Source organism: Rhizobium sp. BR 314 (assembly GCF_047445805.1).
Lineage (GTDB): Bacteria > Pseudomonadota > Alphaproteobacteria > Rhizobiales > Rhizobiaceae > Rhizobium > Rhizobium lusitanum_B.
Genome location: NZ_JARWLA010000003.1, coordinates 1 through 25,591 on the forward strand (window position 1 = coordinate 1; position 25,591 = coordinate 25,591).

27 protein-coding genes are annotated in these 25,591 nt (G+C 58.9%); 18 read left to right on the forward strand and 9 right to left on the reverse strand.

Annotation, left to right across the window (positions count from 1 at the left end; translation table 11 throughout):
- From QD461_RS04935 to QD461_RS04945, 3 genes are all read right to left on the reverse strand, one after another.
- Nucleotides 1–192 (reverse strand): transposase (locus QD461_RS04935; RefSeq protein WP_414086708.1); only part of this gene is annotated, 192 nt, incomplete at its 3' end.
- A 257-nt stretch (nt 193–449) separates the two neighbouring features.
- Nucleotides 450–1,061 carry a plasmid pRiA4b ORF-3 family protein gene (locus tag QD461_RS04940; RefSeq protein WP_414086709.1) on the reverse strand — a complete coding sequence of 204 codons (612 nt, stop codon included), beginning with the start codon at nt 1,059–1,061 and terminating at the stop codon, nt 450–452.
- Nucleotides 1,058–1,552 carry an IS5 family transposase gene (locus tag QD461_RS04945; protein WP_414086710.1) on the reverse strand — a complete coding sequence of 165 codons (495 nt, stop codon included), beginning with the start codon at nt 1,550–1,552 and terminating at the stop codon, nt 1,058–1,060. Before QD461_RS04945 ends, QD461_RS04940 begins: the two co-directional genes overlap by 4 nt.
- 99 nt (nt 1,553–1,651) lie before the next feature.
- On the opposite strand from QD461_RS04945, the gene QD461_RS04950 reads away from it, so the two are divergent.
- Nucleotides 1,652–1,942 carry a hypothetical protein gene (locus tag QD461_RS04950; RefSeq protein WP_414086711.1) on the forward strand — a complete coding sequence of 97 codons (291 nt, stop codon included), beginning with the start codon at nt 1,652–1,654 and terminating at the stop codon, nt 1,940–1,942.
- A 340-nt stretch (nt 1,943–2,282) separates the two neighbouring features.
- On the opposite strand, the gene QD461_RS04955 is transcribed toward QD461_RS04950, so the two are convergent.
- The 4 genes from QD461_RS04955 to QD461_RS04970 all read right to left on the reverse strand — a co-directional run bounded on the left by QD461_RS04955 (nt 2,283) and on the right by QD461_RS04970 (nt 3,546).
- Entirely contained in the window at nt 2,283–2,546 is a 264-nt protein-coding gene (locus QD461_RS04955; RefSeq protein ID WP_414086712.1) for a DUF982 domain-containing protein, read from the reverse strand.
- 75 nt (nt 2,547–2,621) lie between these two features.
- Nucleotides 2,622–2,750 (reverse strand): hypothetical protein, encoded by a 129-nt coding sequence (locus QD461_RS04960; RefSeq protein ID WP_414086714.1) that lies wholly within the window; start codon nt 2,748–2,750, stop codon nt 2,622–2,624.
- A gap of 230 nt (nt 2,751–2,980) precedes the next feature.
- Nucleotides 2,981–3,301 carry a BrnA antitoxin family protein gene (locus QD461_RS04965; protein WP_414087063.1) on the reverse strand — a complete coding sequence of 107 codons (321 nt, stop codon included), beginning with the start codon at nt 3,299–3,301 and terminating at the stop codon, nt 2,981–2,983.
- Entirely contained in the window at nt 3,301–3,546 is a 246-nt protein-coding gene (locus tag QD461_RS04970) for a BrnT family toxin (RefSeq protein WP_414086716.1), read from the reverse strand. The genes QD461_RS04965 and QD461_RS04970 overlap by 1 nt, the downstream gene beginning before the upstream one ends.
- A 205-nt stretch (nt 3,547–3,751) precedes the next feature.
- Between QD461_RS04970 and QD461_RS04975 the strand changes: the two genes are divergently transcribed.
- From QD461_RS04975 to QD461_RS04985, 3 genes are all read left to right on the forward strand, one after another.
- Complete coding sequence (locus QD461_RS04975) at nt 3,752–4,435, forward strand: YoaK family protein (RefSeq protein WP_414086717.1); 684 nt, start codon at nt 3,752–3,754, stop codon at nt 4,433–4,435.
- Nucleotides 4,436–4,584: 149 nt separating this feature from the next.
- Entirely contained in the window at nt 4,585–5,568 is a 984-nt protein-coding gene (gene galE, locus QD461_RS04980; protein ID WP_184704723.1) for a UDP-glucose 4-epimerase GalE, read from the forward strand.
- Nucleotides 5,546–7,102 carry an alkaline phosphatase family protein gene (locus QD461_RS04985; RefSeq protein ID WP_414086718.1) on the forward strand — a complete coding sequence of 519 codons (1,557 nt, stop codon included), beginning with the start codon at nt 5,546–5,548 and terminating at the stop codon, nt 7,100–7,102. The genes galE and QD461_RS04985 overlap by 23 nt, the downstream gene beginning before the upstream one ends.
- Before the next feature lie 6 nt (nt 7,103–7,108).
- Here QD461_RS04985 and QD461_RS04990 read toward each other — a convergent pair whose 3' ends face one another.
- Nucleotides 7,109–7,615 (reverse strand): DUF1993 domain-containing protein, encoded by a 507-nt coding sequence (locus QD461_RS04990; RefSeq protein WP_414086719.1) that lies wholly within the window; start codon nt 7,613–7,615, stop codon nt 7,109–7,111.
- Between the two features lie 385 nt (nt 7,616–8,000).
- Here QD461_RS04990 and QD461_RS04995 point away from each other — a divergent pair, with 385 nt between their 5' ends.
- The 13 genes from QD461_RS04995 (at nt 8,001) to QD461_RS05055 (ending at nt 22,187) form a co-directional block, all read left to right on the forward strand.
- Entirely contained in the window at nt 8,001–8,930 is a 930-nt protein-coding gene (locus QD461_RS04995) for a sugar ABC transporter substrate-binding protein (RefSeq protein WP_414086720.1), read from the forward strand.
- A 71-nt stretch (nt 8,931–9,001) separates the two neighbouring features.
- Nucleotides 9,002–10,543 carry a sugar ABC transporter ATP-binding protein gene (locus tag QD461_RS05000; RefSeq protein WP_414086721.1) on the forward strand — a complete coding sequence of 514 codons (1,542 nt, stop codon included), beginning with the start codon at nt 9,002–9,004 and terminating at the stop codon, nt 10,541–10,543.
- Between the two features lie 32 nt (nt 10,544–10,575).
- The gene (locus QD461_RS05005; protein ID WP_414086722.1) at nt 10,576–11,601 is read left to right on the forward strand and encodes an ABC transporter permease; all 1,026 of its coding nucleotides are present in this window, start codon (nt 10,576–10,578) and stop codon (nt 11,599–11,601) included.
- A 177-nt stretch (nt 11,602–11,778) separates the two neighbouring features.
- Nucleotides 11,779–12,849 carry a dipeptidase gene (locus QD461_RS05010; protein ID WP_414086723.1) on the forward strand — a complete coding sequence of 357 codons (1,071 nt, stop codon included), beginning with the start codon at nt 11,779–11,781 and terminating at the stop codon, nt 12,847–12,849.
- A gap of 36 nt (nt 12,850–12,885) precedes the next feature.
- On the forward strand, nt 12,886–14,526 hold the full coding sequence (locus tag QD461_RS05015; RefSeq protein WP_414086724.1) for an ABC transporter substrate-binding protein: 1,641 nt from the start codon (nt 12,886–12,888) through the stop codon (nt 14,524–14,526).
- 21 nt (nt 14,527–14,547) lie between these two features.
- Nucleotides 14,548–15,615, forward strand: coding sequence for an ABC transporter permease (locus tag QD461_RS05020; RefSeq protein WP_184704707.1), 1,068 nt, complete (start codon nt 14,548–14,550; stop codon nt 15,613–15,615).
- On the forward strand, nt 15,612–16,538 hold the full coding sequence (locus QD461_RS05025; protein WP_414086725.1) for an ABC transporter permease: 927 nt from the start codon (nt 15,612–15,614) through the stop codon (nt 16,536–16,538). Before QD461_RS05020 ends, QD461_RS05025 begins: the two co-directional genes overlap by 4 nt.
- On the forward strand, nt 16,535–17,368 hold the full coding sequence (locus QD461_RS05030; RefSeq protein WP_414086726.1) for an ABC transporter ATP-binding protein: 834 nt from the start codon (nt 16,535–16,537) through the stop codon (nt 17,366–17,368). The genes QD461_RS05025 and QD461_RS05030 overlap by 4 nt, the downstream gene beginning before the upstream one ends.
- Nucleotides 17,365–18,114, forward strand: coding sequence for an ABC transporter ATP-binding protein (locus QD461_RS05035; RefSeq protein ID WP_414086727.1), 750 nt, complete (start codon nt 17,365–17,367; stop codon nt 18,112–18,114). Before QD461_RS05030 ends, QD461_RS05035 begins: the two co-directional genes overlap by 4 nt.
- 260 nt (nt 18,115–18,374) lie before the next feature.
- A complete protein-coding gene (locus QD461_RS05040) occupies nt 18,375–18,563 on the forward strand; it encodes a hypothetical protein (RefSeq protein ID WP_414086728.1) in 189 nt (62 codons plus the stop codon).
- Nucleotides 18,564–18,726: 163 nt separating this feature from the next.
- A complete protein-coding gene (locus tag QD461_RS05045) occupies nt 18,727–18,885 on the forward strand; it encodes a hypothetical protein (protein ID WP_184704697.1) in 159 nt (52 codons plus the stop codon).
- 709 nt (nt 18,886–19,594) lie between these two features.
- The gene (locus QD461_RS05050) at nt 19,595–20,749 is read left to right on the forward strand and encodes an OpgC family protein (RefSeq protein WP_414087064.1); all 1,155 of its coding nucleotides are present in this window, start codon (nt 19,595–19,597) and stop codon (nt 20,747–20,749) included.
- A gap of 346 nt (nt 20,750–21,095) precedes the next feature.
- A complete protein-coding gene (locus tag QD461_RS05055; RefSeq protein WP_414086729.1) occupies nt 21,096–22,187 on the forward strand; it encodes a porin in 1,092 nt (363 codons plus the stop codon).
- Nucleotides 22,188–22,617: 430 nt separating this feature from the next.
- Here the strand turns inward: QD461_RS05055 and QD461_RS05060 are convergent, their stop codons facing one another.
- Complete coding sequence (locus tag QD461_RS05060; protein WP_414086731.1) at nt 22,618–24,387, reverse strand: glucan ABC transporter ATP-binding protein/ permease; 1,770 nt, start codon at nt 24,385–24,387, stop codon at nt 22,618–22,620.
- Nucleotides 24,388–24,755: 368 nt separating this feature from the next.
- On the opposite strand from QD461_RS05060, the gene QD461_RS05065 reads away from it, so the two are divergent.
- Nucleotides 24,756–25,496 (forward strand): helix-turn-helix transcriptional regulator, encoded by a 741-nt coding sequence (locus QD461_RS05065; protein ID WP_414087065.1) that lies wholly within the window; start codon nt 24,756–24,758, stop codon nt 25,494–25,496.
- Nucleotides 25,497–25,591: the final 95 nt, after the last annotated feature.

Sequence of the window (25,591 nt, forward strand, 5' to 3'; positions counted from 1 at the left end):
GTCCATTCCATGGGCACGCGCGACCGCAGAGACATTAGCGCCAGGAGCCAGAGCTTGCTCCAAAATCAAAGCCTTGTCCTCATCTGACCACGACTTCGGTTTCCGCCGCGTTCGCACCGGCTCCGCCGTCAGAATTTCGAACGTACGACCATGATTCATATCTTCACTCATAGGTTTCCCAGCATGATTCATGCTGAAAATGAGCGATTTCGCGTCTCGATGCTACGTGGGATGGCCTGTCCGCTTACGGTAAACAAGACAATGTGCTCGGTGAGCTCTGAAGCCGGATAGTCGTCATATGCAGATATGCAGCCATCTTCGGAGAACATCTCAATCGAACATTCCCGTAAGAGGTCTTCATCCTCATCGGGCATCGCTGCCACGTATTTCAGCGTATATAGGACGGAGTTGTGGTACCCATGATCCCCCGTTTTCCGGCTCAAGTTTGATCAGTGCTGCTTGTTTTGGCTCTTCGCAAAGCCAGCCTTTCCAAGCATTCGACGGCGGGCAAGCTTAGCGACACGGTCTTGAATGATATCGACGCTTATGTCGACGGGATCAAAACGGCCACCATACCAACGCACGAACTCTCGATGCTGAGGGTGTCGAGGTTTCGACATGACTTTCAGGAATTCCTCGAACCCCGAGGTACTGCCAACGTCCTCAGGCGGCGCTCTGCGTTCGCCATCAATGAAGCGCGGATATTCAAGTGCGGGATTGCCCTCCTCCACTGCCTCGACCGTGATGGTGTGCTGCCAGTTATCTCCGAAGTCATAGGTGTATTTGAAAGTGGCGATCCCGCGCTCGATGAGGGCTGTGATGCGGATGTTTCGAGCCGCAAAAGTTTTTCGCTCATAGGGGTCTTCCGGATCCGACACATCATAACAGCGCCCACCAGCTTCGAACTCGAATAGATGATAGTCTTCAAACAGCATCACGGCCTGAATGACGTCGTGAAGGCCTTTCAAGCTCATCGTAAGTGGGACGTCGACTCTGCGCCAGATCGAAGGTTCAATATCGTCGAGTTGGATATGTAGCCTGGCGATGCGATCGACGCTCATGATGCTAACGCCACCATCGGACGCCGACCTGTCCAATTCCACGGCAACAGCTCTGCAAGCCGCGTCCTCGGCATGTCAGCGATCCGTGCCAGAATATCGGCAAGCCAAGTCTGGGGGTCGATACCGTTGAGCTTGATCAGCGTCGCCATGAAAGCCGCTCGATCAGCGCCGGCCGCTTGTTGATGAACGCGAACCAGAGTGGTGTCGACCATCAGATATTTGTTGTCGCGATCCTTGATCAGTTTGGCGAAAACTTTCTCCCAAACCTCCGCCTTGGCCCAGCGGGTGAAGCGGGCGTGGACGCTCTTATATTTGCCGTAGCGCTCGGGCAGGTGCTGCCAGAAGGCTCCCGAGCGCAGTAACCACAAAACCCCGTTCACGAACAACCGGTTATCCGCACCGGTGCGACCTGGATCGGCCGCTTTTCTCGGCAGCATCGGCGCGATCCAGAGCCACTGCGCTTTGCTCAACTCGTATCGCTTCACACCCATCAATCCGCTCCGAATCACAAAGTCCGCAACGCATTGATTCAGGCCTTTTCATTCCTGGGAAGCTAAATGTAGATTGGCCCTAGCTAGTTCTCGAGGCCGATGATTTTTATCCAGCAGCATTTCGTTTTCATCGATGCCGATCCGACCGGCGAGACCGACGAGGACATGACGCTGGAATGGCTATTGGAACGCGGCGCCGATGCTGTGCTGCGCCATGGCATCAAGGTTTTGGTTATAGATCCTTGGAACGCGGTTGAACATTTTCGGCCGAAGACTGAGAGCGAGATGCAATACGTCAACCGCGCGCTCCGACAGATCCGGCGTTTCGCGCTCCGCCATCACATCTTGGCGATCGTCGTTGCTCGACGAAGGAGGTTGGCAAAGGCGTGAAACTCGTACGCTGACGCTTTACGACATCGAGGGCAGTGCGGCTTGGTTCAGCAAGCCAGACCATGGCGTCGTGATCGATGTTCCTGATCCAGACATCAAAGAAACTGTTGTCTGGATCAAGAATGCTCGCTGCTCATGGTCTGGGAAAAGGTTGATGTAATGCTCGAATTTGTGCCTCAAATTGAGGGATACCAATCACTTTGCGGAGCTCCGCCACTTTGGCCCGCGGCTACAGGCAAGAGCGGTCGATGACAATCCGAGCCGGGTGTGGTGCCCCGGCGAATCTCCTCCAACCCGACGACGGCGCCGGCAGGCGCGAATGGGAGCAGGCAACATGTCTTCAGCAGACGACCGAAATATGCGGGATGTGTTCCTCGTTGGCAGCCCTAATCAGCGCCTCTCTGACTTCGATGGCCGGCACGGCGTCGTAGTAGGCGTCCAGGCATGCACGAACCGCGATAATGTATTGCTCGCCATCATGCGAGGGCCAGTCGCTGATGAGCGTTTCCGCTGCGTCCCTGACCGTTCTAACCACCCTGTATTTTCGTCGGCCATTCAGGACAAGCCGAATCGCCGGAAAGTGATGCGAAGTGTACCGATTCATTACGGTTTGCCCTCACATGGTTATAATTTTAGTAACCGTGCAAGTGTCGTACCATTCGAGGTAGCGGCATGACGATCAAGGAGCGGCAAGAGCGCGAACCCCACGATCGCGAAAACCCATAGCGCCGATGGCGACAGCGCCATGGGGTACCGGCCTCATTTGCAATTGCTCTTCAACGACATGGCCGGGCAGTTCGCTGCCCATGGCCTGCAATTCTTCCTACATGCCGATGGCCGCCGATCCCGATCAACTGGCGCCGTCCTATGTCCGCATGACGATCGAGCGGCGCAACCTATCAAGAAGGGGGGTAGATGAACGAGAATAATTTTTCTGCCAACGGTTTCGAATTCATCCAGCAGGACAATAGCGGCCACGGCTAACGCGGCATCCTGATGGCACCCCGCGCACCGCTGCGAACCTGAGCCCTGGATGTCTTACCCGCTAATCGCCTTCCGGAGATCGTCATTCATCCGGCTCTGCCATCCTCTGCCGGTGGCCCTATACCGATCGATGATGTCCTGATCCAAGCGAATGGTAACCGGAGTCTTGGTGACATCCGCCTTTGGCCTTCCGCGCTTAGCAATCTCCTTATCGATGCTTGCAGCCAGATCGGGAAGAACCTCCCGGAGTGGCTTCAGATTGGCGATCTGCTCATCGGTGAGTTCCGGATTGTCTGGATCAGATGCGATCATCTTCTGAATTTCAGCCTCTTCCTTATCGGTGAGGGGGCGTTTTGAGGAAAACTTGATAGCCATCATGCTCTCCTTTCCTTGGAGCTTGCTGGACGCATGGAGATTACGGAAATCGCTTCCGATCCGACCGGCTTGAAGATGACGGCAATAACCATTTGACCGTTCAACTCGCCAATGGCCACGAAGCGATCAGCTTTTGCTGTGCCAATCCTGGCATCGCGGAAGAACTCAAGGGAGAGGTCAGCGAAGTCCAGACCGTGCTTGGTCAGGTTCGTTTCGCGCTTCGGTTCGTCCCAGATGATCTTCATATATTGTATGTACAATAATTGGCGCGAGGCCGCAATGATTATTTGTATGTACGATAATTATTTTTGTACTTGGTCTGCGGCAGGCCTGCGCGGTCCGATCGGCGTTGCGCGGCGATGTTTCGTTTCCCTGCCACGCAAGCATCTCGACATCGGCAGCTATTCGGCGCGATAAGATCGGTGACGATCAAAGCGCGCGAGGAGCCTCATGAAGCCGAGCCTGCCTACTTTGTTGAGCATCAACGGCGGCTATGTCGATACCGCCGGCTTTCTGGCCTTGCACGGCCTGTTCACCGCACATGTCACGGGCAATTTCGTCACGCTCGGCGCGGCCTTGGCCTTGGGGGCCTCGGGGGCGGTCGCCAAGCTTCTGGCGCTGCCCGTCTTTTGCATCGTCGTTATTTTTGCCCGCCTCCTGGGCGGTGATCTTTCTCGGCGCAATCTGCCGACGTTGCAGATCGTCCTGACGCTGAAATTCCTCCTGCTCGTGCTTGCGGCGATCCTTGCCCTGCGTTTCGGCCCGTTTGGCGACGGGGACGGCTGGCAGGCGATCCTGACCGGCATGATCCTTGTCGCCGCCATGGCCATCCAGACGACGGCGCATCGCATTCATCTCGGCTCGACACCGCCGACGACGATGATGACGGGCACGACGACGCAGATCATGATCGACATTGCCGATCTGCTGCGCGGCGCCAAGCCCGAGGAGAAGGCGGCGATGAAAGCGCGACTTGCCCGCATGGGCGCCGCCGTCGGCGGCTTTGCGCTTGGCTGTGCCGTGGCGGCGGCGCTTTTCCTCCTTGTCGGCATGGCGTGTTTTCTCGTTCCGCCGGTTCTGGCGCTTGCCGGAATCCTCATGCATGCCGGCAATGCGGAGGCAAAGCCGGCTTAGCTTCCAGCCTTCGTCCATTCTTGACGATGCCAATCTTGCTCCTTTCTCCCGCCTTGCAAGTCGGCTACAGCTCCCTAAGTGTACGCGTCGGATCGAACCGGTCCGCCGCACTTGGGGCGGCAAATCCTTGTAGTTATTAAGGGGTAGTCATGGCAGGAGAAACGGTACTTGTAGTGGGCGGAGCCGGCTATATCGGTTCGCACACATGTCTGGATCTGGCGAATAAGGGGTTTCAGCCTGTCGTCTACGACAATTTCTCCAACGGCCATCGTGAGTTCGTCAAATGGGGACCGGCTGAGGAAGGCGATATCCGCGATCGGGCGCGTCTGGATGAGGTGCTTGCCAAATACAAGCCCGCCGCCATCCTGCATTTCGCCGCGCTGATCGAAGTGGGGGAGTCGGTCAAGGATCCCGTATCTTTCTATGAAAACAACGTCATCGGCACGCTGACCCTGCTTTCGGCCGCTCAGGCGGCCGGCGTGAAGGCTTTCGTCTTTTCCTCCACATGCGCCACCTATGGTCTGCCGCAGAGCGTGCCGCTCGATGAGAGCCACCGGCAGGTGCCGATCAATCCTTACGGCCGCACGAAATACATTGTCGAGCAGGCTCTTGCCGATTACGATCAGTACAAGGATTTGCGCTCCGTCGTGCTGCGCTACTTCAATGCCGCCGGCGCCGATTTCGAGGGCCGCATCGGCGAGTGGCATACGCCGGAAACCCACGCCATCCCGCTCGCCATCGAGGCGGCTCTCGGCCGTCGCCAGGGCTTCAAGGTGTTCGGCAGCGACTATGACACCCGCGACGGCACTTGCGTGCGCGACTACATCCATGTGCTCGATCTCGCCGATGCCCATGTCCGTGCCGTGGAATACCTGCTGCGTGGCGGCGAATCCGTTGCTCTCAATCTCGGCACCGGTACGGGAACGACGGTGAAGGAACTGCTCGGAACGATCGAAACCGTGTCGAACCGGCCGTTTCCAGTCGAATATGTTGGCCGTCGCGAGGGCGATTCCACGACGCTTGTCGCCAACAATGACAAGGCTCGCGACATTCTCGGCTGGTCGCCGCAATATGATCTGACCCGCATCATCGAATCCGCGTGGAATTGGCATGCCAAATCCAACCAGCACTGAGCGCGCTTCCGGGGGCAAGCGTCCGAACGTCCTGCTGATCTCGGCCGACCAATGGCGGGGAGATTGCCTCTCCGCCGTCGGGCATGAATGCGTCCGGACGCCGAATGTCGATGCACTGGCCAAGGAAGGCGTGCTTTTCCGCCGCCATTATGCCGGTGCAGCACCCTGCTCGCCGGCACGGGCGACGCTGTATACCGGCCTCTACCAGATGAACCATCGCGTTTGCCGCAACGGCTCGCCGCTGGATGCACGTTTCGACAATGTCGCGCTCGCGGCGCGCCGAGCCGGCTACGATCCGACGCTGTTCGGATATACGGATACCGCGCCGGATCCGCGCGGCCGCGATCCGCATGACCCGCATCTGACAACCTATGAAGGCGTTTTGCCCGGCTTTACTGCGCGGCAGCTGTTGCCAGAGCATGAAAAGCAGTGGCTATCCTGGTTGCGCTCGCGCGGCCATGCCGATGCCGCCAGCCGCGATATCCATATTCCGGTCGGCGCTGCGCCAGGCGAGATTTCCAACAATGCGCCCGCCTATTCCAAGGATGAGACGCAGACAGCCTTCCTGACGGGTGAATTCATCCGCTGGCTCGGCGAGCAGGATGCGCCCTGGTTTGCGCATGTGTCGTTCCTGAGGCCGCATCCGCCATTCTCGGTGCCGGAACCCTATAACCGCATGTTCTCGGCGGAGGATGGACCTGCCTTTGCGCGAACCGCCGATCGGGAGGCGGACATGTCCGCGCATCCGCTGCTTGCCTTCGCGCTGCCTCAGATCAGCAAAGGCGGGTTCATGTATGGGGGCCAAGGCTCCGTCAATGAGTGGACGGCGGAGGACCTATCCGCGATCCGCGCCGTCTATTACGGCATGATCGCGGAAGTTGACGCGCAGCTCGGCCGGATCTGGCAGGCGCTGAAAGATGCAGATGCCTGGGACAATACCGTTATCGTCTTCACCTCCGACCACGCGGAGATGATGGGCGATCACTGGATGCTCGGCAAGGGCGGCTTTTATGACGGCAGCTACCATGTGCCGCTCGTCATTCGCGATCCGGGCCAGCCTGCCACGCATGGCCGGCAGGTGGATCGTTTCACCAGCGCTGCGGATATCTTCCCGAGCCTGTGCGACCGGCTGGGGATCGCGCCGCAAAACCACGTCGACGGTGAAACGCTTTTGCCGTTCCTGGACGGTTCCGAGCCGGAGACGTGGCGCAAAGCGGCATTCTGGGAGTTTGATTTCCGCGATATCGCCGATGAGACCTTCGAGCGGCATTTCGGATTGAAATCCAATGCCTGTAACCTCGCCGTCATTCGTGACGAGCGGTTCAAATATGTCCATTTCGCCGGTCTCCCGCCACTCTTGTTCGATCTGGCGAAGGACCCGACGGAGCTTTCAAATGTCGTAGATGACGCGGCGTATGCGGCAACGCGGCTTGCCTATGCGGAAAAGCTGCTTTCCCTGCGGGCGGAACATCTGGATCAGACGCTCGCCTATACGGAACTGACGGAAAAAGGGCCGGTTTCGCGCCGGCCCTGATCGGCATCAGCCAAGCGCGCCAAGATAATTCAGCTTGCCGACCGGCAGGCCGCGGCTGCGCAGAATGTCGTGCGCCGTGGTCACGTGGAAGAAGAAGTTCGGCAGCGCGAATTTTGCCAGATAATCCTCGCCCTTGAAGGTGATCTTATTGCCTCCCGGCGAGATCGTTACCTCCCGCGTTTCGCTGCCTTCCATCGTGGCCGGTGTGATTGTCGCCAGGAAATCCTGCGTTTTCTTCAGGCGTTCGCGCAGATCCGCCACCGTCGTTTCATTGTCTTCAAAGCGCGGCGCGTCGATGCCGGCAAGCCTGGCGATCGTGAGCTTGGCGGTATCGGTCGCACGCTGGAACTGGCCGGAGAGCGGCAGCATATCGTCGATCAGGCGAGCGGAGACGAGCTCGCTCGCCTCGATGCCCTTCTCAGCGGCATAGGCTTCGATCTTGTCGAGGTAGGCCGAAAGGTTTTGCAGGCCGCGTTGAAAGACGGGGACCGAGAAACTGTACATCGAGGGCATGTTTGTTCTCCAATGAAAGAACTCAAGGGCCGCCGCCCGGCGGCCAAGGCCAGCATTATTCTACCCCCTTCCTGTGGCGATGGAATAACCGTTTCATCGGAAGAGGTGCCGATATGTAGGTTCGGTGGGCTGATACATGCCAGTGGCGCCTGCAAGAAATCCACCTTCTTCGCCTCCCGCGATGCCGCCTGAAATTAGTATTGACCTTTGTGATGAAAAATGGAATGAATATTCCGTACTTATCGTTTTACGGTTTGTTTGTTCCGTTTTTTCAATGTGGCCGCCATGGGAGTGTCGGCTGAATTGATGACAGGCCCTGCGGTCGAGACCGAGGGCTCCGGCATTAAGGAGGGGTGTGGCCGGACACCGCATCTGGGAGGAAAACATGAAGAAATTCATTCTTGGCACGGCGATGGCGCTTCTGTTGTCGACTGCCGCTCACGCCCAAAACATCGGCGTGTCGATGGCACTGTTCGACGACAACTTCCTGACCGTTCTGCGCAACGGCATGCAGGATTATGCAAAGGGCCTGAACGGCGTCACGCTGCAGGTCGAAGACGCTCAGAACGATATCGCCAAGCAGCAGAGCCAGATCCAGAACTTCATCGCCAGTAAGGTCGATGCCATCATCGTCAACCCGGTCGATACAGACGCAACGGCTGCCATCTCCAAGCTGGCCGCCGATGCCAAAATCCCGCTGATCTACGTCAACCGCGAGCCGGCCAACGTCGACAGCCTTCCGGACAGACAGGCCTTCGTCGCCTCCAACGAGCAGGAATCCGGCACGCTGGAAGCCAAGGAAGTTTGCCGTCTTCTCGGCGGTAAGGGCAAGGCCGTCGTCATGATGGGCGAACTGTCCAACCAGGCGGCGCGCATGCGCACCAAGGATGTCCATGACGTCTTTGCGACCGACGCCTGCAAGGGCATCCAGATCGTTCAGGAGCAGACTGCAAACTGGCAGCGTACCCAGGGCGCCGACCTGATGACCAATTGGCTCTCCAGTGGTCTCGAATTCGACGCCGTCATCTCCAACAACGACGAAATGGCGATCGGTGCCATCCAGGCACTGAAGGCTGCCGGCAAGCCGCTGGACAAGATCGTCGTTGCCGGTGTCGACGCGACGCAGGACGCACTTGCCGCCATGCAGGCCGGCGACCTGAAGGTCACCGTGTTCCAGGACGCTGCCGGTCAGGGCAAGGGTGCGGTGGATGCCGCACTGAAGCTCGCCAAGGGCGATAAGATCGACAAAAAGGTCTATATTCCCTTCCAGCTCGTGACGCCGGCAAACGTCAAGGACTTCGTGAAGAAGAACTGATCGCTGATGATCGACGGATGCGGGCAAGTTAGCTCGCATCCCCACAAATCCGATCTGCCCAGGAGGGAAAAATGGTTGTGAGCCCATCCACCATGGCGGCGGTGCGCGCCAGCGGCGTTGTCCCCAATGCCCCCTATCTGCTGAGTGCGGAAGGCATCCGCAAGGAGTTTCCTGGCGTTCTGGCCCTCGACGACGTTTCCTTCCACCTGAAACGCGGAACGGTGCATGCGCTGATGGGTGAAAACGGTGCGGGCAAATCGACGCTGATGAAGATCCTTGCCGGCATCTATATTCCCGACCAGGGCGATGTGCGCCTCAAGGGCGTCGAAATCCGGCTGAAGTCACCGCTCGATGCGTTGGAAAACGGCATCGCCATGATCCATCAGGAGCTCAACCTGATGCCCTTCATGACGGTGGCGGAAAATATCTGGATCCGGCGCGAACCGAAGAACCGTTTCGGTTTCGTCGATCACGCAGCGATGCGGCGCAAGACCGAAGAACTCTTCGATCGCCTGAACATTTCCATCGACCCTGAAATCCAGGTGCGCGAGCTTTCCGTCGCAAGCCGCCAGATGGTCGAGATCGCCAAGGCGGTCTCCTATAATTCCGACGTGCTGATCATGGACGAGCCGACCTCTGCCCTGACGGAGCGCGAGGTCGAGCATCTTTTCCGGATTATCCGCGATCTGCGCACCCAGGGCATCGGCATCGTCTACATCACCCACAAGATGAACGAGCTGTTCGAGATTGCCGATGAATTCTCGGTGTTCCGCGACGGCAAATATATCGGCACGCACGCTTCTACCGATGTGACGCGCGACGACATCATTCGTATGATGGTTGGCCGCGAGATCACGCAGATGTTTCCGAAGGAAGAGGTGCCGATCGGCGACACCGTGCTTTCGGTCAAGGATCTGAGCCTCGACGGCGTGTTCTCGAATGTCTCTTTCGATGTCAGGGCCGGTGAAATCCTCGGCGTCGCCGGGCTAGTCGGCTCCGGCCGCTCCAACGTCGCGGAAACCATCTTCGGCGTGACGCCGGCATCGTCGGGCACGATCCAGCTCTTCGGCAAGGCAGCCACGATTTCCTCGCCGGCGGACGCCATCCGTCACCGGATGGCCTTCCTGACCGAAGACCGCAAGGATACGGGCTGTCTTCTCATCCTCAGCGTGCTTGAGAATATGCAGGTCGCGGTGCTGCACGACAAATTCGTGCGCGGCGGCTTCGTGCAGGAAAGGCCGATCGAGCAGGCCTGCGAGGAGATGGCGAAGAAGCTGCGCGTCAAGACGCCCAACCTCGATGAGCGCATCGAAAACCTTTCCGGCGGCAATCAGCAGAAGGCGCTGATCGGCCGGTGGATGCTGACAAACCCGCGCATCCTGATCCTCGACGAGCCGACCCGCGGTATCGACGTCGGCGCCAAGGCGGAAATCCACCGCCTCGTTACCGAAATGGCGCGCAACGGCGTCGCTGTCATCATGATCTCTTCGGAAATGCCCGAGGTGCTCGGCATGAGCGACCGGATCATGGTGATGCATGAAGGGCGGGTGACCGGATTCCTGGATCGCGCGGAAGCAACTCAAGTGAAGGTGATGGAACTGGCCGCGCAGTAACGCCGCCAACCGTCGCAAGGGAGGATTGAACCATGGTTACCAAAGTTGCAGAGGCGACCGCTCCGGCAGTCACACGGCCAAGACGCCGCCGTGTTCCGCCCGAACTCGGCATCTTCCTCGTGCTGATCGGCATTGCGCTTCTCTGTGAAATCCTCGGCTGGATCTTCGTCGGCCAGAGCTTCCTGATGAACCTCCAGCGCCTGAAGATCATGATCCTGCAGGTCTCCGTCATCGGCATCATTTCGGTCGGCGTGACGCAGGTCATCATAACGGGCGGCATCGACCTTTCCTCCGGTTCAGTCGTCGGTCTTACGGCCATGGTCGCCGCGAGCTTCGCGCAGTCGTCGACCTGGGCAAGAGCGGTTTATCCGGCGCTGACGGACATGCCCTTCTTCGTGCCGATCGGCGTCGGCCTTCTGATCGGCTTGCTTGCCGGCTTCATCAACGGCCAGCTCATCACCCGGACGAAAATCCCTCCCTTCATCGCTACGCTCGGCATGATGGTCTCGGCGCGCGGCCTGGCGAAGCTCTATACTAGAGGGCAGCCGGTCTCCGGCCTCACCGATCAGTTCAATTTCATCGGCTCCGGCATCTGGCCCGTCGCCGTCTTCCTGATCGTGGCAATCATCTTCCATATCGCGCTGCGCTACACCCGCTACGGCAAGTTTACCTATGCGATCGGCGCCAATGTGCAGGCCGCGCGCGTATCGGGCATCAATGTCGAGGCGCATCTGGTCAAGGTCTATGCAATTGCCGGACTTCTGGCAGGGCTTGCGGGTATCATCACCGCCGCGCGTGCTCAGACGGGGCAGGCCGGCATGGGTTTGAACAATGAGCTGGATGCGATCGCGGCTGCCGTTATCGGCGGCACGTCGCTCACCGGCGGCGTCGGGCGCATCTCCGGCACGGTGATCGGCACCGTCATTCTCGGCGTGATGATCTCGGGCTTCACCTTCCTCAACGTCAATGCCTACTATCAGGACATCGCCAAGGGGGGCATCATTGTCGCCGCCGTTGCCGTCGACGTCTACCGCCAGAAGAAGCGAGCCAAACGCTGAAATGCCCGACACATTATCAGCGATCTTGAGGCGGGGTTCTTACCCCGCCTTTTTCGTTTCAGTCGACCGTTCCATGCAAATGCAAATTTTTTTCATTTGGGTATGGCGAATCCTGCCAGCTTTTCTATTCTGGCCACTTTCCAGTCGCCCCACGGGGCGCTTCATTCAGGGTAGACGATGCAATCCGTATTCGATGGTCATAACGACGTTCTTTTGAGGCTGTGGCATCATGCGCGCGAAGGCGCCGACCCGATCGCCGAATTCAAGGATGGAATTTCGACTGGCCATATCGATGGACCGCGCGCGCGCGCCGGCGGCCTGATTGGCGGTCTCTGCGCCATCTACATCCCGTCGGGCGATCTCGTCTTTGCCGATCCGGATAGCAATGGCCACTACTCGACGCCGCTTTCCGCTCCCCTGGAGCGGGCGCCTTCGCTCGATATCGCCCTTGAGATGGCGGCGATCGCACTCAGGCTCGATCGCGCCGGCGCCTGGAAGCTTTGCCGCTCCACGGCGGAAATTCGCGATTGCATCGAAAAGGGTGTCTTCGCAGCGGTGATGCATATGGAAGGCTGCGAAGCCATCGATGCCGATCTTGCGGCCCTTGAAACCTTCTATGCCGCCGGCCTGCGTTCGCTCGGCCCAGTCTGGAGCCGCAATAACGTCTTCGCCCATGGTGTGCCCTTTGCCTTCCCCAGCTCTCCGGATACCGGGTCGGGGCTGACGGATGCGGGCTTCGCGTTGGTGCGTGAGTGCAACCGGCTCGGTATTGTCGTCGATCTCGCCCACATCACCGAAAAAGGCTTCTGGGACGTCGCAAAGACCTCGGACCAGCCGCTCGTCGCGAGCCACTCCAATGCGCATGCGCTGACGCCGGTTGCCCGCAACCTCACCGACAAGCAGCTCGACGCCATCAGGGAAAGCCGCGGCATTGTCGGTCTCAACTATGCGACGGCCATGCTGCGAGAGGATGCGCGTTCGGATGCCGATACGCCGATCGAGGCCATGGTGCGTCATGTCGACTATCTTGTAGGACGCCTCGGCATCGATTGCGTCGGTCTCGGATCGGACTTCGACGGCGCGACCATCCCGGAAGAAATCACCGATGCGGCGGGCAATCAAAACCTGATTGTTGCCCTTCGCGAGGCTGGCTATGCTGAAACCGATCTTGTAAAGCTGTGCAGGGAGAACTGGCTTCGGATCCTGGCCTCCGCCTGGAAGGAAGACAGCGGAACAGGTGCGTCCTGATATTGTGTAGAGTTTAAAAAAAGGGGAATGAAAACAATGATGATTACCAAGATGAACCGCGGCTTTCGCGCGCTTTCCGCAAGCGCGGCTTTGTCGCTTCTGCTGATGGCGGCGCCGAACGCCTTCGCCGCAACGCCCAAGGACACGCTGGTCGAAGGCTTCGCGTTCGACGACATTCTGAGCATGGATCCGGCAGAAGCCTATGAGCTGTCCGCTGCCGAAATCACCGGCAACACCTACAGCCTGCTCGTTCGCCTCGACATCAACGATACCTCCAAGATCAAGGCCGATATCGCCGAGAGCTGGTCGGTTTCCGACGATCATCTGACCTATACGTTCAAGCTGAAGCCCGGCTTGAAATTCGCGTCCGGCAATCCGATCACCGCCGATGACGTTGCATGGTCCTTCGAGCGCGTCGTCAAGCTCGACAAGAGCCCGGCCTTCATTCTCACCCAGTTCGGCATCAACGGTGGCAACGTCACGGAGAAGGCCAAGGCCACCGATCCGAACACCTTCACCTTCACCGTCGACAAGCCCTATGCGCCGAGCTTCGTGCTCAACTGCCTGACGGCAACCGTTGCCGAAGTGGTCGACAAGAAGCTGGTTCTCCAGCATGTGAAGCCGGTCACGCCGTCGGCCGACTACAAGTATGACAACGACTTCGGCAATGCCTGGCTGAAGACCGGTTTTGCCGGTTCCGGTCCGTTCAAGCTGCGCGAATGGCGCGCCAACGAAGCCATCGTTCTCGAGCGGAACGAAAACTATTATGGCGACAAGGCAAAGCTGAACCGCGTCATCTACCGTTTCATGAAGGAAAGCTCGGCTCAGCGCCTGGCGCTTGAGAATGGCGATATCGACGTTGCCCGCAACCTTTCGCCGACTGATCTTATCGCGATCGAAAAGAACCCGAAGCTCGCTTCTACCAGCGCGCCCAAGGGCACGATCTACTACATGAGCCTTAACCAGAAGAATGCGAACCTCGCCAAGCCGGAAGTGCAGCAGGCGTTCAAATCGCTGGTCGATTACGACGCCATCGGCAAGACCCTGATCAAAGGCATTGGCGAAATCCACCAGACCTTTGAACCGAAGGGCATGCTCGGCTCGCTGGATGACAATCCGTTCAAGCTCGACGTTGCCAAGGCCAAGGAATTGCTGGCCAAGGCCGGCCTGCCGAACGGCTTCTCCGTGACCATGGACGTCCGCAGCGTCGAGCCGGACACGGGCATTGCGACCGCAATCCAGCAGACGCTCGGCCAGGCCGGCATCAAGGTGGAGATCATCCCCGGCGACGGCAAGCAGAAGCTGACGAAGTATCGCTCGCGCGGTCATGACATCTATTTCGGCAACTGGGGCCCGGACTATTGGGATCCCCATTCCAATGCCGATACCTTCACGACGAACGACGACAATTCCGATACCAGCACCAACAAGACGCTCGTGTGGCGCAATACCTGGACCTCTCCCGAGCTGGAGAAGCAGGCCAAGGCTGCGCTCTTCGAAGGCGATGCGACCAAGCGTGGCGCCATGTATCAGGATATCCAGAAGAAGTTCATGGAAGCCAGCCCGTTCGTCATCCTTTACCAGCAGACGGAAGTCGCCGGCTATCGCAAGGATGTGAAGGACTTCAAGCTCGGTCCGAGCTTCGACAACAACTTCGTCTGGCCGATCTCCAAGTGATGATCCGGCAGGATTAATTCTTTGAGCACTGTCGAACGGAAAATGCAGGTGCGGCCCCAAAAGGGCCGTGCCGCCCCCTTTTTCATGGGTCTGCTACGGTTTCTCACTGTAGCGGTCACGACCTATCTCGGCCTTCTGGCCGTTACCTTCTTCATAGGGCGCGTCATCCCGATCGATCCGGCATTGGCGATCGCCGGCGATCATGCGCCACAGCAGGTACTGGAGCGTCTGCGGCGCGAAATGCATCTCGATGCGCCGCTCTATCTGCAATTCTATTACTACCTGATCAGCGCGCTGAGTGGCGATTTCGGCATCTCGGTGCTGACCACCAACCCCGTCATGGACGATATCAAGCGCGTCTTTCCGGCGACGATGGAGCTTGCGACCGTCGGCACGATCATCGGTGCCGTGTTCGGCGTTCCATTTGGCGTTCTGGCCGCGGTGCGCCGGAACAGTTTCATCGACCAGATCGTTCGCGTCATCGGCCTTGTCGGCTACTCGGTACCGGTCTTCTGGCTGGCGATGGTGTCGCTCGTCATCTTCTATGCGAAGCTGAACTGGGTGGCCTATCCCGGGCGCATCGACATCGCCTATGAGTATACCTTCACGCCGATCACGGGCTTTTTCTTGCTTGATAGCGCCTTGCAGGGGCAGTGGGACGTCTTCTGGGATGTCTTCCGCCACATCATCCTGCCGGCATCGCTGCTCGGCTATTTCTCGCTTGCCTATATCAGCCGCATGACGCGCAGCTTCATGCTGAACGAGCTGGGTCAGGAATATGTCGTTGCCGCCCGTGCGAAGGGGCTTTCCGAAACGCGGGTGATCTGGGGACATGCCCTTCGCAGCGCTATGGTGCCGTTGATCACGGTCATCGCGCTTTCCTACGCCGGCTTGCTCGAGGGCTCGGTGCTGACGGAGATCGTGTTCTCCTGGCCCGGCATCGGCTTCTACATCACCAGCTCGCTGCGCAATGCCGATATGAACGCCGTCCTCGGCGGCACAATCATCGTCGGCACGGTTTTCATCGGCATCAACCTTATTTCCGATCTCCTGTATCGGACTCTCGATCCAAGGACTCGACGTAAATGACGGCTGAGACCACCCAACCCAGCTTGCGGGACTGGCTGTTGTCCGATCGACCGCAATCACGCCGGCAGGCAAGACTCGGGCGCGCCTATGTCACCTGGCGGCAATTTTCCGCCAACCGCCTGGCCGTCATAGGCCTGTTGATCATCATCGCGCTCGTGGTGGTAGCGGCATTTGCCGATGTCATCGCGCCGCATTCGCCCGTCATCGGCGACCTGACCAATGCCTATCTGCAACCACCCGGCACGCCGGGTTATCTTCTCGGCACCGACGATCTTGGTCGCGACATTCTTTCGCGCCTGATCTACGGATCGCGATGGACGCTTTATATCGTCGTTCTGGTGGCGATCATATCGGCGCCGATTGGGCTGATCATTGGCATGGTGTCGGGCTATATGGGCGGCTGGGTCGATGTGATCCTGATGCGCATCACCGATATCTTCCTTGCCTTTCCGAAGCTCGTACTGGCGCTTGCCTTTGCCGGCGCGCTCGGGGCCGGCATTGAAAACGCTGTCATCGCCATCGCGATCACTTCCTGGCCGCCCTATGCGCGCCTGGCGCGAGCCGAGACGATGACGGTGCGGCACTCCGACTATATTTCCGCCGTGCAGCTGATGGGCGCTTCGTCGCTTCGCATCATCTTCCGTCACATCATGCCGCTTTGCATCTCCTCGGTGATCGTGCGCGTGACGCTGGATATGGCAGGCGTGATCCTGACCGCCGCCGGCCTTGGCTTCCTCGGCCTCGGTGCACAGCCGCCGCTGCCGGAATGGGGTGTCATGATCGCCAGCGGTTTCAAATACTATCTCGATCAATGGTGGGTGGCGGCCATGCCCGGCATCGCGATCCTGATCGTCAGCCTCGGCTTCAACCTGCTCGGCGACGGCCTGCGCGACGCGCTCGATCCGAAGGAGAGCGGCCAATGACAACGCTGCTGACCGTAGACAATCTCAGGGTTCGCTATCCGACGCGCACCGGCGTCATCGAGGCGGTGCGAGGCGTGTCTTTCACGCTCGGCCGCGAAAGGCTCGGGATCGTCGGCGAAAGCGGCTCCGGCAAGTCGCAGACCGGCCGGGCCATCATGGGGCTGACGCCGCCGCACGCGCTCGTCAGTGCAGACACCCTGAATTTCAGTGGGATCGATCTTCTGTCGATCTCCGCCAAGCAGCGGCGTTCCTTGCGCGGCAAGCGCATCGCCATGGTGTTGCAGGATCCGAAATATTCGCTCGATCCTGTCATGACCATCGGCAAGCAGATCACCGAGACGCTGCGCACGCACGAGAAGATCAGCAAGGGGGAGGCGCGTGACCGCGCGCTTGCCATGCTGGAAGCCGTTCAGATCCGCGACCCCGGCCGCGTCTATGACCTGCATCCGCATGAAGTCTCGGGCGGCATGGGCCAGCGCGTCATGATCGCCATGATGCTGATCGCCGGACCGGAGCTGTTGATCGCCGACGAGCCGACTTCGGCGCTCGATGTGACAGTGCAGCTCGATGTTCTCAAGATCATGGACAAGCTGGTGTCGGAACGCGGCATGGGGCTGATTTTCGTGTCCCACGATCTGCGGCTGGTTTCCTCCTTCTGTGATCGGGTGCTCGTGATGTATGCGGGCAAGGTCGTGGAGGAGCTCAAGGCCTCCGAGCTTACCAACGCCCAGCATCCATATACCCGCGGCCTGCTGAACTGCATGCCTGTCATCGGCGAAAGCAGGCATCCGCTGCCCGTGCTCGACCGCAAACCGGAGTGGGCGGCATGACGGCAGCACTTGCAGTTGACGGCCTCAGCGTCGTCTACAACGGTTACTATGCTCTCGATGCGGTCAGCGTCGACGTGAACAAGGGCGAATCCTTCGGGCTGGTCGGTGAATCCGGCTCCGGCAAGTCGACGCTGCTGCGTGCCGTGGCAGGCCTTGCTCCCGTCACCGGCGGTACGATCCGTGTCGGCAGTGAGCAGTTGAAGGGGGCGAGGCGCAGCAAGGCCTTCTATCGCCAGGTGCAGATGGTGTTTCAGGATCCTTACGGCTCCCTGCATCCGCGCCAGACGATCGACAGGCTGCTGCTGGAGCCGCTGTCGATCCACGGGATCGGTGACGCGGAGACGCGAATTGCCAGGGCGCTTGATGAGGTGGGCCTCGGAAGCGGTTTTCGTTTTCGCTACCCGCATCAGCTCTCTGGCGGTCAGCGTCAGCGTGTCGCCATTGCGCGTGCGCTGATCGTCGAGCCGTCGATCCTGCTGCTTGACGAGCCGACCTCGGCGCTTGACGCCTCGGTACAGGCCGAAGTGCTCAATCTGCTCGAACAAGTGCGCAAGGATCGTCAGTTGACTTTCATCATGGTCAGCCACGATCTCGGCGTCGTCACCCACATGTGCGAGCGTCTGGCCGTCATGCGCAATGGCGCAGTCGTCGAGAGGCTGACGGCAAAGGAGCTGGCAGCCGGCGACGTCAAGGAAGACTATACGCGCAATCTTATGGTTGCCAGCAAGGGCTTCGTCCGCGCCTGAGCGGCGATTTCAACCAGCCTGTTAACTTAAAGTGGCCCAGCGTTTCACAAAATCGCTGGGCCGCTTTAACTGTATGTTTTGATGGAATTCCTGACGGAAATCAGCTGGTTCGCCTGTGCCGCAACGGCCTTGTAGAGACCTCGTTGAAACACGACCAATCGTATAGACTATTGACACCTGCCGCAATTCTGTCATGATCTCGTTAATGGCGGTTAACTTTCGTGATCCCGATCGTGGGTCACACGCAAGTGGAGGCAGGTATGTTTTTCATGGGTGGCATGACCATGGGCTATCTTCATCCGCCGGTCCCGGCGAAGCAGGAAGGTGCGCGGTCTGCCTCCCTTTCGGATGACAAGGGCCGCCGCCAGGCCGGACCTGCCGAAGAGCAGGCTGCCGATGCAAGCGCCATAGAGCGCAGCTTGATTTGGGCTCGACGCATTCTTTGCTGATTTGGCTGTGCCGATCTTTTGAGCCCCAGCAATCCAGTGGTTTATTTTTTCTCGATCGATCTTCTGGACGGAAATTCATCTCTACCTAATTGATAGGAAATGTATGAATGTCTGTTTCGAGTTCGACACGAGATACATAAAGAAAAACGAACGGAGGCAACACATGGCGAATTTGGGCATTTCGAATGCGCATGTGAATCAGTTCGACGGTTCCAAGCGGGCTGCCAAGACGCGGCAGAAGATTCAGACGGCGGTTCACGTCGTGTTGTTTTCCGCGGCGTTCCTGTTTGTCGCAGCGATTGTTTGCGGCATCGTGGTCTGATCGAAGCCGCTTGAGGATAAGGCGATCTGAGCGTTCCGACGTCAGCGGTCATCGTCTTACTTAATTCCCAAAATAATTGGCATTGAAGGCGTGGCCGACAGAGCTGTCGTTGCCGCGCCCTTAGGCACTTCGCTTGCTTTGTGTGAAGCGGCCATATCCTGTCGAAAGGAACGGCTGCTGTTCGATATGCAAGCCTGACCGACCTTGCACGCGATCGTGATTGGGGCGATATCGATCGTGTAAAGCCGCGACTCGCGGCGGCTGATATCTATTGTTGTGAGAGACTGACCGGCCGTGGCGGCAGGTCCTGACGTGCAGGGGCCGCCGATGGATGGCATCGCGTCGCGATCGAAGGCATTTTCGGCGTTGTATCAAGATGGCGGACGCCATGTTACGCCGAGGCTGCCTTCGATATGGGGTGGCTTTTCGGTGGACCTCGAACCGCCGGGCGGAAAAATGTCTGGTTCCGTCTCAAAAGCGCCCGATGCGGCGGGATACTCGGTCATCGTAATTTGCAGGCGGTTATCCCTTTCAGGAGGGATGGCCGATTAGACAGTCGCATTTCTGCACTGTTTTGCGTCGTCGTTCGACGGCAAGGAGGGAACTCTTTGGCTTCGATCGCATTTGATGGACGGAACAGGAGAGTTTCATGAGCTCGAGGGCGAATATCGGCCCGGCAACGGCACAGCAGATCACTCTGCCAAAGCCGATGTCTCAGAGGGATACGCGGCTCGATGTCCTCAGAGCCTTGGCTCTGATCATGATCTTCATCAATCATGTGCCCGGGCAGATTTTCGAATTCATGACCTCGAAGAACTTCGGTTTTTCCGATGGCGCCGAAGCTTTCGTGCTGATCTCCGGCATATCGGTCGGCCTTGCCTACGGAACCCCGTTTTCTGCTGGCAACCGGCTGTCTGTGGCGTGGAAGGCGGTCAGGCGCGCGTTCACGCTCTATACCGCGCATATGATCACGACTTTCGTGACCTTGGTGCTGTTCATTTCCGGTGCGTGGATATTCCAGCAGAAGGGCTTGCTGTGCGAGGTGAATATCCTTGCCCTGCTGATGGACCCGGCCGGCGGTATTCCGGCGCTGCTCACGCTTGGGCATCAGATCGGCTACAACAATATCCTGCCCATGTACGCCGCCCTGTTTCTGATGCTGCCGCTGATCATGCTGCTGGAGGCGAAGAGCCCGCTGTTGCTGCTTCTGGTTTCTGCCGGCGTTTGGCTGGTGTCGGGCATCTACTACATCGCGCCCCACACGACACTGCTTGAAGGCTTCTGGTTCCTCAATCCGCTGTCTTGGCAATTCCTGTTCGTTATCGGCTTTGCCGCCTGCATGCATGTGAAGAAGGGCGGCCGGATACCTGCCCATCCGGCCTTGATCGCGCTTGCCGCTGTTTATGTTCTCGTGTCCTTCGTCTGGGTCACGGACAAGCTCTGGGTGCTCGGCGACTATCTGGCGATGCTCGGCTTGCCAACCGTGGTCACCGGCTTCGACAAGACCTTCCTGTCGCTGCCGCGGCTGCTGCATGTGCTGGCGCTGGCCTATCTGATCGTCAGCGTGCCTGCGATTTCGCAGTTCCTGCGTCGTTCTGCCCAACATCCGCTGACGATCCTCGGGCGGCATTCGCTCAACATCTTCGTTGCGGGCACGATCCTCGCCATGGCCGGTCAGGTTCTTCTCTACGTGACAAACAAGAGCCCGGTCGTCGGTGCGATCTATGTCGTTATCGGGATCACTGCGCAGTTCCTCTATGCCTATCATCTCGAGAACAGGCGGCTTCAGGCTGCCGGGCAGCGTTCTGCAAAGATACCGGCGGGAGCTACGACGGTGGTTGCTCTTATCGCGAAGCGCCGCTGAAAAGCCCTCAGCGCAGCCGCGCATATGGCGCGGCTCAACCATCTGATTTCCTTGAAATAATGTTTGTGACACTTTCGCGAAGGAAGTGTGACGTGATTTTTCTGCAACGCAAAATATTTGCGCTGCGCCGCGGCAGAAATTTAAGTGCCCAAAATCTTGTTGTGCAAAATTTAATTGTTATATCGTCGATGTGACGGCGCTCGGGAAGTGCCGCCATCGCGTCGCCGGTTTTTCCAAGGGGGATAGCCGCGCATTCGTGGGGATCGTCAAAATAGGGAAATGGGTGCGGACGTCGAATTCTCGGCGCGATAGCTCATGTCCAATCGATACTGAATTGGAGTAATCTATGAATATCAGAAGTCTTCTTCTCGGTTCGGCCGCCGCTTTGGCAGCTGTATCGGGTGCGCAGGCGGCTGACGCCATCGTGGCTGCCGAGCCGGAACCGCTTCAATATGTTCGCATTTGTGATGCCTATGGCCCCGGCTACTTCTTCATTCCCGGCACGGAAACCTGCCTCAAGGTCGGCGGTCGCGTCCGTACTGAAGGCGAATGGTACGATGCCTACAACGCCCGCAGCAAGAACGGCACGCTCTGGCATACCCGCGCAGAGCTGTCGGTCGACACTGCGACCGACACCGAATACGGTCCGCTGAAGACCAACACGGTGGTCCGCTGGGACTGGAACGACGGTAACTCGACCAGCACGAAGCTGCTCTGGGCCAATATCAGCCTCGGTGGTTTTCTCGTCGGTAAGGCGGACTCGCAGTACAATTCCTACATGGGCTATGCCGGCAACGTCATCAACGACGATGTCATCTATGACGGCCCGAAGGAACTCAACCAGCTGACCTACAAGTATGATGCCGGCAACGGCTTCACCGCTGTAATCTCGGTCGAAGATTCCAACTCCTCGGGCGATACCTCGTCCTATGGCGGCGCTTGGCAGACCGGCAAGGGCAATCACTACGCTCCGGACGTCGTTCTCGGTGCCGGCTACAAGACGGGTGCTTGGACGCTCCGCGTCATCGGCGGCTATGACAGCGTCGTCGAAGAGGGCGCGATCAAGGCTCGCGTCGATGCCGATTTCGGTGCCTTCAAGGCCTTCTTGATGGGCGGCTGGAATACCGACGGCGACAAGCTGAACAAGTATGCCGGCTCCTACCTCAACAGCAACCGCTCCGCTTGCCCGACCAATGGCGCCGATTGCGGCTGGGGCGATTGGGCTTTCTGGACCGGTGCCAGCTATCAGCTGACTCCGAAGCTGCAGGCCAATGCTCAGGTCGCCTACACCGACTCGAAGATCTTCGCTGCGACCGCCAATGTTGCCTGGCGTCCCGTGAAGGACCTTCTGGTTCAGCCGGAAGTTTCCTACACGAACTGGGATGCTGCCGATCGCGATCAGTGGGCTGGCGTACTCCGTTTCGAGCGCAAATTCTGATCCGATCCCGGTTGGGCGCCGATGCTAACTCCTGGTGCCGCCCAATCGAATTGACCTCCGATCAGAAAGCGGAAAGGCCCGGTTTTCCCGCCGGGCCTTTCTTCGTTTTGGGTGGCCGTGTATTCCGGGCGCAAATTTCCAGCAGGCAAAGCCTCTCATCCTAACCCTCTCCCTGCCTGCAGGGAGAGGGGATTATTCCATGTTTGCAGCACCATCTCGCATATGCCGACTACTGAAGACGTTGGTCTCACGCGGTAAACCCCCTCTCTCCGTTTCAACGAGGAGAGGGCCATATGGGCCTGAGGTGAGGGGCATACATCGAACCCGGCGTCGCCCCTGCGTGACAATCGTCGCCAGGCTCAAAGCCTCGGCAGCAAAAAGCCGGGAGAGCGGTGCTCTCCCGGCTTCGATCTTGGGCCCCTTGCGAAGATCAGGCGGCTTCGTTTTCCGTGGCGTATGCCTTGCGGACTTCTTCGTCCGTCAGGATGCCGCTGGCGCGCAGCAGAGCGGCGAAGCGGCCGTTGCTCTGGCTGAGCTCGTTGAAGCTGCCGTTCTCGATGATCCGGCCGTTGTCGAGGAAGAGGACCATGTCGGCCTCGCGTACCGTCGACAGGCGGTGGGCGATAATGAAGGTCGTGCGGTTCTGGCGCAGGTTGTCGATCGCGGTCTTGACCCGGTTTTCGGTTTCGACGTCGAGCGCACTTGTGGCTTCGTCGAGCACGAGGATCGGCGCATCCTTGAGGATGGCGCGAGCGATCGCGATACGCTGGCGTTCACCGCCCGAGAGCTTGTTGCCACGCTCGCCGACACGGGTATCGTAGCCGCCTTCGCGGGTCTCGATGAAGTCGTTGGCGGCGGCGGCCTGGGCGGCACGGATCATTTCTTCCTGCGTCGCACCTTCGCGGCCGAGGCGGATGTTGTCGCTGATCGAGCGGTTCAGCAGGCCGGCATCCTGGAAGACGGTGGCGATAAAGCGGCGCAGCGACTTGCGCGTCACCTTGGTGATGTCGTGACCATCGACGAGGATCTGGCCCTTCTGCGGGTCGAAGACGCGCTGGAGCAGATTGACGAGCGTCGTCTTGCCGGCGCCGGTCGGGCCGACGATGGCGACCGTCTGGCCGGCCTTCACCTTGAAGGAGATGTCGTGCAGGCCCTGCGACGAGTTGGCGAAGCCGAAGGATACGTCGCGGAATTCCACCTCGCCCTTGACGTCCTTGATCTCGGCGAGACCGGCCGGCTCCTCGCGGTCGCGGACGGAATCTTCCAGAGAGTAGAAGTCCACGAGCTTGGCGCGAGCTTCGAAAATCTGGTTGGCGAAGTTGCGCAGCTGCTCCAGACGGCCGATCAGTACGTTGGCGAAAGCGATGAAGGTGATCAGCGCGCCAAGGCTCAGGCTGCCGTCCTGGACCAGCACGGTGCCGATCATCAGGATCGCCATCATGGCGACGGTCGAAGCCGTGCGGTTCAACGCGCCGGCAAGCGCCCACCAGTCCAGAACCGGGTACTGGGCGGCCAGCAGGCTCTCCGTGAAGGACTTCAAGGCCTTGGTTTCAGCTTCGATACGGTTGTAGCTGTGCAGCACCGAAACGTTGCTGATCGAGTCGCTCACATGCGAGAAGACGGTGTTGTAGTGTCCTTCGACCGAATTCTGGCCGTCCTTCGTACGGTTCATAACCAGGCGGCCGATGCTCCAGTAGAAGATGCCAAGCAGGATGAGCACAGCCGACAGGCGCAGGTCCATCGCCATGGCGGTCGGGATCATTACGACGAGCGCGACGGCGGTCGTCAGATGATTGCGCATGAATTCGAGCCACAGGCCGAACAGGGCTTCGCAGGCGCGCAGCAACGTGTTCAGCGCGCTTGCCGTGCCGCGCTGGCTGTGCCAGGACAGCGGCATCGAAATGATGCGGCCAAATGCCTCGGTGAGCAGGGATGCGCGGCGGCCATGCGCAAGACGGTCAGCCTCGCGAGACACCACGATGAAGGCTACGGCACTGAAGACTGCGAAGCCGGCCCACAGCATCATGGTCGGTGTAACGGCTTCTTTCTTGGCAATCGCATCGAAGATGCGGCCGAACAGAACCGGTTCGTAGATGGTGGTCATCGCCAAGGCGATGTTTGCGATCACGACCATCCAAACGCGATAACGATACGCGCCAAGATACTTCAGGGCTCTCGCATAGACTTTGAACAGTGACACGTCTGGCACCCTCTTTGCATCGGCAAAACTCGGAATGTTGGGATGCTACAGATCGCTACCTGAACCGGCGATTAACGGAATCCGACACTGTTTTTCAAAGCGATTTTTCGCGTCATGCGCGCGAGCCTATGTCGTTGACCCTATCGGTTTTGGTTAAAATATGACACTTTAATGCCACCTTGGTGTTGCGTTGCCATGCAGCGCAAGATCTGCCATCCAAGGTTGAATGATAAAAATTTCGCCAAAAGCGTTTAATTTTGTTCCGGTCTGAGTATGTTGCCGGCGATTGGACGCGCTTTAGGCCAGGCGAGACATCGATGAGAATGTCCGGGCGCCAGCAATTCAGGCTGCAAAGCCAAGGGGTAGATGTGAATATCCATTCGTTATTACAACTGCTTGTGGTCATCGAGGAATGCAAGCTTGCCAAGAATGTCGTTGCCGAACTAGAGCTGGTGCTTCGTTCCTACAAGTTCGATTTCTATGGCCTGCTGAAGCAGCCGAGGCCAAATATTGATCTTGGGCGCTTCATGCTGGCCGGTCGCTGGCCGGAGAAGTGGCCGCTGACCTACCAGAACAAGCGATACATGCTTGTCGATCCGGTCGCACGCCATCTTAGCCGCGCGCAGCGGCCGTTCCGCTGGCGCGACGCCATGACCGCGCTCAAGAGCGATCCCCTGCGCCGGCGGATGGAGCAGATGATGGCGGACGCCCGCGCCAACGGCCTGGTCGACGGCTACATTTTCCCGATTCACGGGCGCAACGGCTTGCTCGGCAGCTTGACGATCGGCGGCGATGCGGTGGACCTATCCCCGACGGAGCTGTCTCTCTTCGATGCCGTGGCCAGAAAGACGTTCTGGCGGCTGCTGGAACTGCGCGACGAGGCGCAGTCTCTCGAGGAAGCTGCCAATGTCGATGCGAAGCTCACCAAGCGCGAGATGGAGGTGCTGAGCCACCTTGCCGAAGGCATGACCTCGATCGAGATCAGCCGCCTGCTCGTCATCTCCAACCACACCGTCGATTGGTACATGAACAGCATCCAGGACAAGCTGAAGGCAAAGAACCGGCAGCACATTGTCGCCATCGCTTTCAGAAACGGACTTATTCCGTAGCGGCAATAATTTCGATTTCCGACGATCGGAGAAATTGACACTTCTTGTGACAAGAAGTTAAGAATTTTCTTCGCGGGTGCAGCATTGCCCGTTCC

Excerpts from the sequence above, each read along its gene's own strand:
- QD461_RS05005 (WP_414086722.1), top strand. The coding sequence starts at position 10,576 with ATGGTTACCAAAGTTGCAGAGGCGACCGCTCCGGCAGTCACACGGCCA.
- QD461_RS04970 (WP_414086716.1), bottom strand. The coding sequence starts at position 3,546 with ATGAAGATCATCTGGGACGAACCGAAGCGCGAAACGAACCTGACCAAG.
- QD461_RS04995 (WP_414086720.1), top strand. The coding sequence starts at position 8,001 with ATGAAGAAATTCATTCTTGGCACGGCGATGGCGCTTCTGTTGTCGACT.
- QD461_RS04945 (WP_414086710.1), bottom strand. The coding sequence starts at position 1,552 with ATGGGTGTGAAGCGATACGAGTTGAGCAAAGCGCAGTGGCTCTGGATC.
- QD461_RS05040 (WP_414086728.1), top strand. The coding sequence starts at position 18,375 with ATGTTTTTCATGGGTGGCATGACCATGGGCTATCTTCATCCGCCGGTC.
- QD461_RS05010 (WP_414086723.1), top strand. The coding sequence starts at position 11,779 with ATGCAATCCGTATTCGATGGTCATAACGACGTTCTTTTGAGGCTGTGG.
- QD461_RS05050 (WP_414087064.1), top strand. The coding sequence starts at position 19,595 with ATGTCTCAGAGGGATACGCGGCTCGATGTCCTCAGAGCCTTGGCTCTG.
- QD461_RS05030 (WP_414086726.1), top strand. The coding sequence starts at position 16,535 with ATGACAACGCTGCTGACCGTAGACAATCTCAGGGTTCGCTATCCGACG.
- QD461_RS04955 (WP_414086712.1), bottom strand. The coding sequence starts at position 2,546 with ATGAATCGGTACACTTCGCATCACTTTCCGGCGATTCGGCTTGTCCTG.
- QD461_RS04985 (WP_414086718.1), top strand. The coding sequence starts at position 5,546 with ATGCCAAATCCAACCAGCACTGAGCGCGCTTCCGGGGGCAAGCGTCCG.
- QD461_RS05015 (WP_414086724.1), top strand. The coding sequence starts at position 12,886 with ATGATGATTACCAAGATGAACCGCGGCTTTCGCGCGCTTTCCGCAAGC.
- QD461_RS05025 (WP_414086725.1), top strand. The coding sequence starts at position 15,612 with ATGACGGCTGAGACCACCCAACCCAGCTTGCGGGACTGGCTGTTGTCC.
- QD461_RS04950 (WP_414086711.1), top strand. The coding sequence starts at position 1,652 with ATGATTTTTATCCAGCAGCATTTCGTTTTCATCGATGCCGATCCGACC.
- QD461_RS04965 (WP_414087063.1), bottom strand. The coding sequence starts at position 3,301 with ATGGCTATCAAGTTTTCCTCAAAACGCCCCCTCACCGATAAGGAAGAG.
- QD461_RS04960 (WP_414086714.1), bottom strand. The coding sequence starts at position 2,750 with ATGGGCAGCGAACTGCCCGGCCATGTCGTTGAAGAGCAATTGCAAATG.
- QD461_RS05055 (WP_414086729.1), top strand. The coding sequence starts at position 21,096 with ATGAATATCAGAAGTCTTCTTCTCGGTTCGGCCGCCGCTTTGGCAGCT.
- QD461_RS04940 (WP_414086709.1), bottom strand. The coding sequence starts at position 1,061 with ATGAGCGTCGATCGCATCGCCAGGCTACATATCCAACTCGACGATATT.
- QD461_RS05035 (WP_414086727.1), top strand. The coding sequence starts at position 17,365 with ATGACGGCAGCACTTGCAGTTGACGGCCTCAGCGTCGTCTACAACGGT.
- galE (WP_184704723.1), top strand. The coding sequence starts at position 4,585 with ATGGCAGGAGAAACGGTACTTGTAGTGGGCGGAGCCGGCTATATCGGT.
- QD461_RS05045 (WP_184704697.1), top strand. The coding sequence starts at position 18,727 with ATGGCGAATTTGGGCATTTCGAATGCGCATGTGAATCAGTTCGACGGT.
- QD461_RS04975 (WP_414086717.1), top strand. The coding sequence starts at position 3,752 with ATGAAGCCGAGCCTGCCTACTTTGTTGAGCATCAACGGCGGCTATGTC.
- QD461_RS05000 (WP_414086721.1), top strand. The coding sequence starts at position 9,002 with ATGGTTGTGAGCCCATCCACCATGGCGGCGGTGCGCGCCAGCGGCGTT.
- QD461_RS04990 (WP_414086719.1), bottom strand. The coding sequence starts at position 7,615 with ATGCCCTCGATGTACAGTTTCTCGGTCCCCGTCTTTCAACGCGGCCTG.